Source organism: Paenirhodobacter populi (assembly GCF_004022215.1).
Taxonomy (GTDB): Bacteria; Pseudomonadota; Alphaproteobacteria; order Rhodobacterales; family Rhodobacteraceae; genus Rhodobacter; species Rhodobacter populi.
Window position 1 is genome coordinate 183,319 of the sequence record NZ_SAUZ01000005.1, and the last position, 12,034, is coordinate 195,352.

The 12,034-nt window shown below is 61.2% G+C and carries 12 protein-coding genes and 1 pseudogene; 7 read left to right on the top strand and 6 right to left on the bottom strand.

What is annotated here, in order from left to right:
- Positions 1–74 precede the first annotated feature (74 nt).
- Genes zwf through pgi form a run of 3 tightly spaced genes read left to right on the top strand, consistent with a single transcriptional unit; the run spans position 75 to position 3,816 of the window.
- Complete coding sequence (zwf, locus tag D2T30_RS06700; RefSeq protein WP_128208237.1) at positions 75–1,541, top strand: glucose-6-phosphate dehydrogenase; 1,467 nt, start codon at positions 75–77, stop codon at positions 1,539–1,541.
- Positions 1,538–2,209, top strand: a complete 672-nt coding sequence (gene pgl, locus D2T30_RS06705) for a 6-phosphogluconolactonase (RefSeq protein WP_128208238.1) — start codon at positions 1,538–1,540, stop codon at positions 2,207–2,209. The genes zwf and pgl overlap by 4 nt, the downstream gene beginning before the upstream one ends.
- On the top strand, positions 2,209–3,816 hold the full coding sequence (pgi, locus tag D2T30_RS06710) for a glucose-6-phosphate isomerase (RefSeq protein WP_128208239.1): 1,608 nt from the start codon (positions 2,209–2,211) through the stop codon (positions 3,814–3,816). Before pgl ends, pgi begins: the two co-directional genes overlap by 1 nt.
- Positions 3,817–3,828: 12 nt before the next feature.
- Here the strand turns inward: pgi and D2T30_RS06715 are convergent, their stop codons facing one another.
- The 5 genes from D2T30_RS06715 to D2T30_RS06735 are packed head-to-tail and all read right to left on the bottom strand — an operon-like array spanning position 3,829 to position 8,352.
- The gene (locus D2T30_RS06715; RefSeq protein ID WP_128208240.1) at positions 3,829–6,015 is read right to left on the bottom strand and encodes a hypothetical protein; all 2,187 of its coding nucleotides are present in this window, start codon (positions 6,013–6,015) and stop codon (positions 3,829–3,831) included.
- Positions 6,012–6,881, bottom strand: coding sequence for a flagellar motor stator protein MotA (gene motA, locus D2T30_RS06720; RefSeq protein ID WP_128208241.1), 870 nt, complete (start codon positions 6,879–6,881; stop codon positions 6,012–6,014). The genes D2T30_RS06715 and motA overlap by 4 nt, the downstream gene beginning before the upstream one ends.
- A 38-nt stretch (positions 6,882–6,919) precedes the next feature.
- Positions 6,920–7,513, bottom strand: a complete 594-nt coding sequence (locus D2T30_RS06725; protein WP_128208242.1) for a MotE family protein — start codon at positions 7,511–7,513, stop codon at positions 6,920–6,922.
- Complete coding sequence (locus tag D2T30_RS06730; protein WP_128208243.1) at positions 7,510–7,869, bottom strand: hypothetical protein; 360 nt, start codon at positions 7,867–7,869, stop codon at positions 7,510–7,512. The genes D2T30_RS06725 and D2T30_RS06730 overlap by 4 nt, the downstream gene beginning before the upstream one ends.
- 9 nt (positions 7,870–7,878) lie before the next feature.
- Positions 7,879–8,352 (bottom strand): flagellar basal body-associated FliL family protein, encoded by a 474-nt coding sequence (locus D2T30_RS06735; protein ID WP_128208244.1) that lies wholly within the window; start codon positions 8,350–8,352, stop codon positions 7,879–7,881.
- Between the two features lie 122 nt (positions 8,353–8,474).
- Between D2T30_RS06735 and fliF the strand changes: the two genes are divergently transcribed.
- Genes fliF through D2T30_RS06755 form a run of 4 tightly spaced genes read left to right on the top strand, consistent with a single transcriptional unit; the run spans position 8,475 to position 11,671 of the window.
- Complete coding sequence (gene fliF / locus D2T30_RS06740; protein ID WP_128208245.1) at positions 8,475–10,079, top strand: flagellar basal-body MS-ring/collar protein FliF; 1,605 nt, start codon at positions 8,475–8,477, stop codon at positions 10,077–10,079.
- Positions 10,076–10,663, top strand: a complete 588-nt coding sequence (locus D2T30_RS06745; RefSeq protein WP_128208246.1) for a FliH/SctL family protein — start codon at positions 10,076–10,078, stop codon at positions 10,661–10,663. Before fliF ends, D2T30_RS06745 begins: the two co-directional genes overlap by 4 nt.
- Entirely contained in the window at positions 10,656–10,937 is a 282-nt protein-coding gene (locus D2T30_RS06750) for a FliM/FliN family flagellar motor switch protein (RefSeq protein ID WP_128208247.1), read from the top strand. The genes D2T30_RS06745 and D2T30_RS06750 overlap by 8 nt, the downstream gene beginning before the upstream one ends.
- Entirely contained in the window at positions 10,934–11,671 is a 738-nt protein-coding gene (locus D2T30_RS06755; RefSeq protein ID WP_128208248.1) for a flagellar type III secretion system pore protein FliP, read from the top strand. Before D2T30_RS06750 ends, D2T30_RS06755 begins: the two co-directional genes overlap by 4 nt.
- A gap of 83 nt (positions 11,672–11,754) precedes the next feature.
- Here the strand turns inward: D2T30_RS06755 and D2T30_RS06760 are convergent.
- Positions 11,755–11,912 (bottom strand): annotated as a pseudogene (locus tag D2T30_RS06760) (IS5/IS1182 family transposase); the annotation flags it as partial.
- Between the last annotated feature and the right edge of the window lie 122 nt (positions 11,913–12,034).

Below are 12,034 nucleotides of genomic sequence, written 5' to 3' on the forward strand. Positions count from 1 at the left end.
CCCCGACGCGCGGGCTAGACTCCGGGGCAATGCGTGTTAGAAGACGAATGTTAGCGATAACAACGGAGCAGCCAATGGTTTCGCGCGTCATTCCGGTGGACGTTTTCGATCTTGTCATCATCGGGGCCACGGGGGACCTTGCCACCCGCAAGATTCTTCCCGGTCTTTACCGCAGGTTTTTCGACGGACAGATGCCCACGGGTGCCCGCATCATCGGCGCCGCCCGGGCGGAGATCGATACCGAAGGCTTCCGCGACCTCGCACGCCGGGCGATCATGGAACATGTGGGCGCGGCGAAACGCGATGCGGTCAGCATCGACGCCTTTCTCGAGGCGCTGGTCTATGTGCCGCTCGACGCCACCGGCGAGGCCGGCTGGGATGAGCTGAAGGCCCTGATCCGGCCCGAGGTGGTCAACGCCTTCTATTTCTCGGTCGCGCCGTCGCTGTTCGGCGATCTGACGGAACGGCTGCACAGCTACGGCATCGCCACGCCGGAAACGCGGATCGTGGTGGAAAAGCCCTTCGGGCGGGATCTGGCCTCGGCCAAGGCGCTGAATGCGACGCTGGCCGCGCATTTCCGCGAACAGCAGATCTACCGGATCGACCATTATCTGGGCAAGGAGACGGTTCAGAACCTGATGGCGGTGCGCTTTGCCAACATCCTGTTCGAGCCGCTGTGGAACAGCCAGTATATCGACCATGTGCAGATCACCGTGGCCGAGACGGTGGGTGTCGGCGGGCGCGGCTCCTATTACGACAAGGCCGGCGCCATGCGCGACATGGTGCAGAACCACATGATGCAGCTTTTGTGTCTGATCGCGATGGAGCCGCCCTATCATTTCGACCCCGATGCCGTGCGCGACGAAAAGCTCAAGGTCATCCGGGCGTTGCAGCCGGTGCCCAGCTCGGACATCGTGCGGGGGCAGTATCTGGGCACCGCGGGGAAAGAGCCGAAATCCGGCTATCTCGAGGATGTCGAGGATCCGAACAGCCGCACCGAAAGCTATGTGGCGCTGAAGGTGCAGGTGGCGAACTGGCGCTGGCAGGGGACGCCGTTCTACCTGCGCACCGGCAAGCGGCTGCGGGCGCGGACCTCGGAAATCGCCATCGCCTTCAAGCAGCCGCCGCATTCGATCTTTGACGATGCGGGCGGCAGCTGGCCGGAAAACATGCTGGTGATCCGGTTGCAGCCGAACGAGGGCATGAACCTCAAGGTGATGATCAAGGAACCGGGGCCGGGGGGCATGCGTCTGGTGCAGGTGCCGCTCGACATGTCCTTCGCCGAGGCCTTGGGCGAGGAGGGGACCGACATTCCCGACGCCTATGAACGGCTGATCATGGATGTGATCCGCGGCAACCAGACCCTGTTCATGCGCGGCGACGAGGTCGAGGCCGCCTGGGCCTGGACCGACCCGATCATCGCCGGGTGGGAGGCGCGGGGCGACCGCCCGCAGGGCTACGATTCCGGGTCCTCGGGGCCGGATGACGCGCTGATGCTGATGCACCGCGATGGCCGCCGCTGGAGGAACATACACGGATGACTTTCCTGGAATATCCCGACCGCGAGATGCTGATGATGGCGCTGGCCGATGCCATCGCCTCGGAACTGCGGCAGGCGCTGGATCTGGGCGACCGGGCGACGCTGTCGGTGCCGGGGGGGACGACGCCGGGGCCGGTGTTCGACATCCTCTCGGCGCTGGATCTGGACTGGGACCGGGTCTCGGTCCTGCTGAACGATGAACGCTGGGTGCCCGAGGACAGCCCGCGGTCCAACACCCGGCTGCTGCGCGAACGGCTGTTGCGCAATCGCGCTGCGGCGGCGCGGCTGGTGCCGCTCTACGCCCCGGCCGACACGCCCGAGGCGGTGATGGCGGAACTGACCCGGGGTGTGGAGGCGGCGCTGCCGATCACCGTGCTGTTGCTGGGCATGGGCGCCGACATGCACACCGCCTCGCTGTTTCCGGGGGCGGATCATCTGGCCGAGGCGCTGGCCGACGATGCCCCGCCGCTGATGGCGCTGCGCGCCGAGGCCGCGGGCGAGCCGCGCATCACCTTGACGGCGCCGGTCCTGCGCGATGCGATGCACTGTCACATTCTGATCACTGGCGGCGAAAAGCGTGACGCGATAGAACGGGCGGAAACCTTGCCGGAGCTTCAGGCTCCGGTGCGGTGCGTCCTTAAAAATGCCACAATCCACTGGGCTCCCTGATGACTCGCTTTGACCCCCTGATCGCCCATGCGGCGGATGTGAAGAACCGGCGGATCATGGATCTGTTCGAAATCGAGGATCGTGCCGCGGATTTCAGCGCCGCCTTCGGCGATTTCCTGTTCGACTATTCGAAAACCGCGATCGACCCCGAGGCGCGGCAGATGCTGCTGGATCTGGCGGAGACATGCGATGTCGCCGGCAAGCGCGAGGCGATGTTTTCGGGTGTCAAAATCAACGAGACGGAAAATCGCGCCGTTCTGCACACCGCCTGGCGCAATCCGGATGCCAGCGTTCTGGTCGATGGCGTCGATGTCATGCCCGCGCTGCGCGAAACGCTGGCCCGGATGCAGGTCTTTGCCGAAGAGGTCCGCTCGGGCGCCTTCACCGGGCAGGGGGGGCGGATCACCGATGTGGTGAACATCGGAATTGGTGGGTCGGATCTTGGCCCGGCGATGGCGACGCTGGCGCTGGCGCCTTATCACGACGGGCCGCGCTGCCATTTCGTTTCGAACGTCGATGGCGCGCATATCCATGACACGCTGGCCGGGCTCGATCCGCAGACCACGCTGGTGATCGTGGCGTCCAAGACCTTCACCACGGTCGAGACGATGACCAATGCGGAAACCGCGCGACGGTGGATGGCGGGCCGTGTCACCGATCCCGCCGCGCAATTCGCCGCGATCTCCACCGCGACCGACCGCACCGCGGCTTTCGGTATCCCCGACAGCCGGGTGTTCGGCTTCGAGGATTGGGTCGGCGGGCGCTATTCGGTCTGGTCGCCCATCGGCCTGTCGCTGATGATCGCCGTCGGGCCGGCGAATTTCGCCGAATTCCATGCCGGCGGGGCCGCGATGGACCGGCATTTCCGCGAAACGCCCTTTGCGCAGAACCTGCCGGTGCTGCTGGCGCTGGTGGGGATCTGGCACAATCAGGTTCTGGGTCATGCGACGCGGGCGGTTCTGCCCTACGATCAGCGGCTGGCGCGGCTGCCGGCCTATCTGCAACAGCTCGAGATGGAATCGAACGGCAAGCGTGTCTCGATGGACGGCGCCGATTTGCCTTACGATTCCGGTCCGGTGGTCTGGGGTGAGCCGGGCACGAACGGTCAGCACGCCTTTTATCAGTTGATCCATCAGGGCACCCGCATCGTGCCCTGCGAATTCATGATCGCCGCCGAGGGGCATGAGCCCGACCTCGACCATCAGCATCTTCTGCTGGCCGCGAATTGCCTTGCGCAATCCGAGGCGCTGCTGCGCGGCCGGTCGCTGGACGAGGCGCGCGAGATGATGCGCAAGAAGGGATTGTCGGGGGCGGAACTCGACCGGCAGGCACGCCATCGGGTGTTTCCGGGGAACCGGCCTTCGACGACGCTGCTGTATCGCAAGCTGACGCCCTTCGCCTTGGGGGCGATCATCGCTCTGTATGAACATCGGGTCTTTGTCGAAGGTGTCATTCTTGGCATCAACAGTTTCGATCAATGGGGTGTCGAGCTTGGCAAGGAGCTTGCAGTCGCGCTGGCGCCGGTGCTTGAAGGGCAATCCGACGGCGCGGGCAAGGACGGATCCACCCGCGCGCTTGCCGAACGTTTTCGCGCCCTGCGGGGCTGATGGCCGTCCTGCTCAATAGGCCGTGAGCAGGCGGTCGAGAAGCGCGCGTTCCTCCTGACTGCGGGTGATCAATGCGTTCGCGCGGGAAATCGGTCCCGTTGGGATTGGGTCTGAAGCATTGTCCGCGGTGGCGTCTTCGATCACGGCGCGTTCGATATCGCTGCCGTGATCTTTCACGATGTCCCATGATGCGCCGCGCCACGCCGCGCGGGCCGTTTCCTGTTCATCCCCGAGCATGCGGAAAAGCGCTGCCGCATTGGCGTGTTCGCCAAGCGCCAGATAGGCTTGGGCACGCAGCTGCGCGGCGGCTTCGCCGTCCAGACCGTCCAGGTGGGCCAGTGCCGCCGCGCCATCCCGTTCCGCGATGGCCGCCCGGGCGAGCGCAAGGCGCCCCGTTGCGGTCTGGCGCACCGTGGCAGTCAGGATATCCGCCGCCGCGGCGCTGAAACCCAGACCGGACAGGCGATCCGCAAGCGATATGCGCAAGGCGGCGGGCAGGGGGGCATCCTGCAGGACCTGCCGATGCGTGAACATCTGCCTGACGAAAATCAGATCGTCCGGAACGCGGCCGAGTTGCGCGATGAGATCGCCAAGCGTCTGGTCGCGGAGGTCATCAAGCCCTTCCTGCGGCCAGCCGGCGAGGGTGTCGAAGGCATTGTCGAAACCGCCGACCGATCCTTCGGCCAGGATCAGCGCCCGGCGCAGACGTTGGCCAAGTTCCGATGCGCCGGTCTGGTGCATCTGCGCGGCAATGTCGTCCCGCGTCTTTCGGTCGATCGCCTGCCCGCGCATCAGGCGGGCTTCCACGGACAGCACGAGGCTTTGCGCCGAGTTGAGATCGTTCCTGACCGGCGCGGCGGAGAGGCTTTCCTCCGCGGCGAGAGGCTGCCCCGACGCCAGCAGCAACTGCGCCTGAGCGATGGCCAGAGGCGCATTTTCGGCCGAACTGGTGCGCCTGAGCGCATTCCGGATGGCTTCGGCCGCGTCGGGTTGCCCGATCTTCAGGAACCGCTCGACGAGAACCGGGCCGAGAATGTCGCGGATTTGCGGGGGCAGGGCGGAATAGCTACTCTGGATCGCCGTCACGTCGATCTGTCCGGAATCCGCGGGCAGACCTCCTCCCATGAAAGCCCAAAGCGCGACCTTGCCGTCACAGGCGGCCATGTGCGAAATCGGTTCGTCCGGCGGGGTCGGGGTGCCGTCGATCACATCCGCCATATAGACGAGTGGCCGGGCAATTGCGCCGCCGATATCAAAGGCCGCCAGCGTCGCTTTGGCTTCGGCGCCGAACCCCAGGGCGATGTAAAGCCGTGCGAGGCGTTCGACGGCGGCGGGATCGGGCCGGTCGAATTCACCGATGAGCCCGTTCTGCCTTTCGGCGAGCTGATCGGTCGGCGGATCATCGGTGACCCAGTTTTCAACGGCAAACCTGTCGTCCGGAAGGCAGGACTGCCCATTGACCAGCAGCCGGGGATACGCATTTTCCTGATCCAGATCGCGATCATAGACCGTCTCGGAACGCAGCGGGATCGGGAGGGATCCGTCGTCGGCCGGATCTCCTTCCGCGAGGGGCGATCCGGTCGCGGGCTTCGGGATCTTGCGCGTGGGATCGACGCTGATGAGGCCTTGCGATGCCGCGCGGCTGAGGCTTTCGAGTAACTGGCGTTCCGCGGCACTTACCCGGGCGCTGCCGTTGGGAGGATTTTCCCCGCGTGGTGATCCGGTCTGCGCGATGTTGTCGGTATCCTCAAGCGGAAGATGGTTTTTCCAAAGTAGGTCAAGATGTTCCGGAATACCGATCCGGCCCGCCGATTGCACGTCACCAGGTGGTGCGGCCTCTGCATCTGCGAAGTCGATCACCACCTGTCCGCCGTCCAGTTGATAGGCCTTGCTGCGAATCTTTTCCCCGGTCTTGATGAAAAGCGTGTTGTTATCGGTGCCGGCGACGACGGACAGGACCCTGTTTCGGGGAATCAGGCGGAAGACGTCCCGGATGTCATAGGTGAAACTCCCTCCCGAGGCGCGCAGGCTGATCCCCCCGTCTCCGTCTTCGATCGTCCATTTCGTTCCCCGTGGATAGGGGATGACGAGGCGCGAAAATCCGTCATGCTCTCCGGAGCGGACGGAGAGTTGCTGCGCGCCCGCACCACCCGCGAGCCCGATCAGGAATGCGCCTGCCCAGATCAACCGTCGCATCATGCCGCCTCCGACCGGATACCCTTCAGGGCATCCTCCAGATCGGAAAAGCTCGGCCGGATGTGATGGGGCATGTTCTGGCGCCCGACCTCGATGCAGATGTTCGTCGGATGATTGCGCAGATTGGACACCAGGACTTCGCGGATCAGCTTGTAGAAGTGGCTGTCCTCATCCGCGGCAAAGCGCATCCGCATGGCGAAAGGGGCGACGAAGCCATAGGCCAGGAACACGCCGAGAAACGTTCCCACCAGCGCGCCTCCGATCATCTTTCCAAGGATTTCAGGCGGTTGATCGATCGCCCCCATCGTCTTGACGACACCGAGGACCGCCGCGACGATGCCAAGCGCGGGCAAGGCATCGGCGACGGATTGCATGGCGTGGCTCGGATGCAGCGCGTGCTGGTAGTTCGTGTCGATCTGCTTGTCGAGCACCTCTTCCACCTGAAGCGGATCATCATAGTTCATCGAGGCTGAGCGAAGCGTGTCGCAGATCATGTCGACCGCGTCGTGGTCTTTCAGGATCTTTGGATATTTCCCGAAAATCGAAGAGGTCTCGGGCGATTCGATATGTTCCTCGATCGCCACGGGATTTTGCCGGACGAGGCGGATGATCTCGAACAGCAGGCACAGAAGGTCGCGGTAATCCGCCGGCTTCCACGTGGGGCCTTTGAAGACCTTCTTGATATCCCTGAGCGTCTGCTTGATCGCCGGGATGTCGTTCGAGAGGATGAACGATCCCGCCGCCGCGCCGCCAATCATCATCATCTCGAACGGGAGGGAATGGAGGATGATGCCGATCTTGCCTCCGGCTGCCATATAGCCGCCGAAGACCATCGCGAAGATCAGGACGATGCCGATGATGCCGATCATTTCAGGGCTCCAGAAGTTGTCGCAAGTTGTCAGCCGGCTCAGTTGACCGGTGCACCGGCGTTTCGGCCGGCGACGATGACGCTGATGGCGTAGGCCGTCTCGGGGTCGAGATGGGCAAAGATCGCCGCTGCAGCCTCGGGGCGCATGCGGCTGAGAAAACCCGAAGCGAATTCCGGAGACATCGCCGCGAAAAGCGGTGCGGCCTCCTTGGGTTTCATCGTTTCATAGACAGTGACCAGCCGCGCGACATCCTGTTCGGCGGCCTTGTCGGCGATGGTTACGGTCGCTGCTAGTTCCCTCTCCGCAGCGTTAAGCGCGGCGAGGCGTTCCTGGACCCGCTTGTCGGCCAGTTCGAGCGCCCTCATGCGGTCGGCGATGACGCCTTCCTGATTGGCGACCTTGCGTTCCCTTTCCCGAAGGGCATTCATCAGCGACAAGGTCCCTTCATCCGCCGCGCAGGACGCATCGTCCCCGGAGGAATTCTGCGCGCTGGCGAAGGCGAATATGGTTCCCATGCCATCGCCAAATCGCACGATGGCCGCGAGGGCGAAGATGCAGGCCAGAGCGGGCAGCATGCCGCGCCGCCGCTTGCGCGGACCGGGAGTGGTTTTTCTCCACGGTGCGCGGATCATTCCGCCGCCTCCATCGAGCCCCTGCTGCGGCGACGGACGGCCCGATGCGGCCGCCGGGGCGAGTCATCCGTCATGTCATGCAAGGAGGCCAGCATGAGTTCTAGCTTTTGCGCCCCCTGTTCCGCGCGATCCGTCAGGCCGACAAGTTGCTGCGCCGAACCGGCGGCGGTCTTTTGTGCCTGCTTCAAGGCGGATGTCATGTCGTCGACCTGCGCGGAAAGGACGGCGATGGCGCCCCCCATCCCGTGTTCGAGCTGGTTGAAACGTTTCAGGCGCCGCGAAAGAATGAAGCAATAGAGGGAGGCGATGACCGCGGCCATTCCCATGAAAACATCGACGATGAATGTGACCGACATGGATTTTCCTCAGTTCAGGACAAATTCAATGATCAAAAGATCCCTGACGCGACCTTCCCCGGTCACGACCTGGATGCGTCGAAGCATCTGGGCACGCATGCGAATCAGGGCGTTGGCATTTTCAAGCTCACCCACATCGACGGCGCGGAGGTAGCTGTTCAGGACATCGGCGACCCGGGGCTTCAGCGATTCGACTTCCTGCTGATAGGCCTGCGGAACTTCGAGCTGCGCGGAAAAGCGCAGATGTCTGGGGGCCTTGCTTCCGAGCGAAATGATCAACGGATCGAGCGCCACATAGGTAATTTCCGGATGGGCGGCCGATTCGGCGACTTTCTCCTTCGGCTTGCCGGAGCCGAAAAGCAGGCCCGAATAGAGCGTATAGAATGTGCCCGCGCCGAAAAGCAGCATCAGGACGGCGCCGATGATCAGCGGCAGGGGCGATTTTTTAGCGGGCGCGTCAAGCGCGGTATCCATCTGGGCCATGAGCCTCACCGAGTTCTTCGATGTGGCCAGCTATAACCCCGGATGAGCTAACCGAATCTTAAGTGGAAAGCGGAATCATCCAGCCTCAGACGGGGCAGAAGTCCGTTCGCTGGAGGTGTGTCATGAAACAAATCCTTGCCTCATGGGAGGCGCTCGATTCGCGTCGGCGCATGATCGTGACAGGGGCGACGATTGCGGTTTTCGTGGCGATACTGGCTCTGTCGGCCATCACGTCCCGACCGAACATGGCTCTGCTTTATGCCGGGCTGGATCCCGCGCAGTCGGGTGAAATCGTCGCGGCGCTGGAAAAACAGGGGGTCGCCTATGAGGTCCGCGGCGATTCGATCCAGGTCGATTCCCGCCGGCGCGATGAACTGCGCATGATGCTCGCCTCCGAGGGGCTGCCCAAGCTGAATGGCACGGGTTACGAGCTTCTTGATTCCCTGTCCGGTTTCGGAACGACGTCGCAGATGTTCGACGCTGCTTACTGGCGTGCGAAGGAAGGTGAACTCGCCCGCACGATTCTGGCGAATCCGGATGTGCGGTCGGCGCGGGTCCATATCGCGCCGGTCGCCGCGACATCGTTCAGGAATGACGCGCGGCCGACCGCCTCTGTCACCGTCACCACGAATAGCGGCGGGTTTTCGGCGCAACAGGCGACGGCGCTGCAGTTTCTTGTCGCTTCCGCCGTTCCGCGGATGAGGCCCGAGGATGTATCCGTCATCGACAGTGTCAATGGCCTGATCGCCACGGGTGCGAAAACGCCCAATCAGCTGGGCGATGACCGCGCGGCCGAGCTGCGCAGGAACGTCGAGCGGCTACTTGAGGCACGGGTGGGTTATGGAAATGCGGTGGTGGAGCTTTCGGTTCAGACCGTCTCCGAACGCGAGGCGATCACCGAGCGGCGTTTCGATCCGCAGGGTCGTGTGATCATTTCCACGGAAAACACCGAAACGTCGAAGCAGGCCGATGCGACGAAGCCGCCCAATGTGACGGTCGCGTCGAATCTGCCCGATGGGGACGCCGCGAACAACGGGCGTTCGCAGTCCCAGGCGTCGGAAACCCGCGAGCGCACGAATTACGAAGTGTCCGAGACCACGCGCGAATTGTTGCGCTCGCCGGGCGACATCAAGCGGATCACGGTTGCGGTTCTGGTCGATGGCGTCAGCGGGACCGATGCTTCGGGACAGGCGACGATCACACCGCGTCCGCAGGAAGAGCTTGATTCTCTTCAGGATCTCGTGGCGTCTGCCGTCGGCTATGATGAAGCGCGGGGGGATGTGATCACCATCCGCTCCATGCCCTTCGTGCCTCTGGGGACCCATGCGGGAACCGAGGCGACGGGGGGACTTTTTGCCGGACAGACCATTGATGTGATGCGTCTCATCGCCATCGCGGCACTGGTCATTGTTGCGTTGGTTCTGGGGCTTTTCGTCATGCGGCCGCTGCTTTTGGGAAAGCGCGACCTCAATACCGTGCCGGATCGCGCGCAACTGGCGAACGCTTCGGATGGTGAACGCGCCGCGACGGCCGAGGCTGAGGATCTACCGCCCAAAATTGTGCCTCTCAACATGCAGGAAATCCAGCTGCCGGAGGAAGCCGCGAGCTCGCGCGGTCAGGATGGGAACGAACCCGTCGCGCGGCTCAAGCGGCTCATAGAAGAACGGCACACGGAATCCGTCGAGATTCTTCGCGGCTGGATGGAAAGCAATGAGGGACGGGCATGACGCTGAGCCGGGTGAAGCTGGAGGCTTTTGAAGCGGATGTCGAACGCGAGGAAAGGATTTCACTCGACGCGGTCGAACTCGAGGCAGCGCAACTGGCGGCTTATGAAAAAGGATATGCCGCTGGCTGGGACGATTGCGGCGCGAGTAAACTGACTGAAGAAGCATCCCTCCGCGCGGAAATCCAGAAAGGTCTTCAGGATCTGATAAAAGATCACGGCAAGTTACGGCAGGAATTCGTGGATGCGACGGAATCCCTTCTGAAGGTCATGCTTGAAAAGATGATGCCGAAGATCAGAAGCGTGTCAATTGAAGAGTTCATCATTCAGAATCTGGATGATGTCCTGGCTGAAAGCGAAAATTCCATCTGCCTGACAGTGCATCCTGACATAATTGAGGTCGTTAAATCGATTGTTTCCGGAAATACGGATCATGTAAGAATCCTTGGAGATACCAGTTATGATACCGGACAAGTTGAAATTTCCTTCGGAGGCGGTGGAATATCCGCTGATCTTGAGAAAATTTTCTACGATTTCCCGATAGTCACAAAGATGGATGAACTCCAGATAGGACAAGATCATGGATGAAAATAGTGCTGTTGGTTCGTCTCAAAGCCCCTTCCTGTCTGTGCCGGTCGAGATCATCGTGTCTGTTGGAAAGGCGCGTCCGACGGTGCGGGATCTGCTTTCCCTGGGACGTGATTCCATTATTTCCCTGGATCGGCGTGTTGATGATCCTGTTGATTTGTACATCGGTGACAAGCTGATTGCTCGGGGGGAGTTGACTGACACATCCGCGGGCGGAGCCGAGTCATTGGCGGTCAGGATAACCGAGATTGTGAATATCCAGGATAATCTATGATCAGCCGGCGATTAATTTGTGCTTTATCCGCGGGCGTTGTCTTGGGGACAATACCTGGCATTGCATGCTCTCAAGGGATATCCATAAACCTTGATGGGCAAAGCCTGTCGACGCAGGCGTTCACCGTTTTTGCGGCCATGACTGTACTGAGCATTTCTCCAAGCTTGGCGATCATGGTGACTTGCTTTCCTCTCATCGTATCTGTTTTGTCCATGTTTCGCCAAGGAATAGGTTTGCAGGCATCTCCTCCGAATTTCCTGATCATTGGCCTGTCTCTGTTCTTGACTTGGTTCGTAATGGAGCCAACTTTTCTGAAAAGTTGGAATGAGGGTGTAGAACCATTTTTGTCTGGTGGCATGGGTAACGATGAAGCCTTTGTGAAAATCACATCGCCTTTCCGGGATTTCATGTCCGCCAGAATAAATGAAGGCACTTTCGATAGTCTTGTCAGCATTTCTACTGCCAATATCGAAGTTAATGATATGCACTCCGCGCCTCTCAGGGTCATGGTTCCAGCCTTCATGTTGTCGGAGATGTCGAGGGCGTTTGAAATTGCCTTCTATATCCTCCTGCCATTCCTTATTGTTGATTTGATAGTGTCGGCAATACTGATGTCTATGGGGATGATGATGGTTCCCCCCGCTATTGTTGCATTGCCTTTCAAACTTGCTTTTCTCGTTGTATCCGATGGGTTTACAAAAATCGCCAAAGCTTTGGTCGAAGGGTATATGTAGTCGGATCTGAACAACCAGTTCACGTCGCTGTGGACTGTCCTGCCTCTGTGGCCGTTCAGGCAGATAATGTCGCGGTAAAAAATGAGATCGGCGAGTATCTTTCGGATATTGTGACCGCGGGTGCAGAGAACGGCGAAGGTAGCATTGCCGATACGGCCCCTGAGGGGACACGTCGCCCGTCTGATTTCATATGTCAGATCTCTGGTTCGATGGCGCTCCGTCGCCTGAGCAGTTTCGCTAGGCTCCAGACCCATTGATTTCAGTCACGCTTCATGATTCAGGCTCTCCCGAGGAGACCTGATTTATGAGCAACCTTTACTGGCTTTCTAAGATCAGATGGCGCGCCTTCGCCCTTTCTTTCCC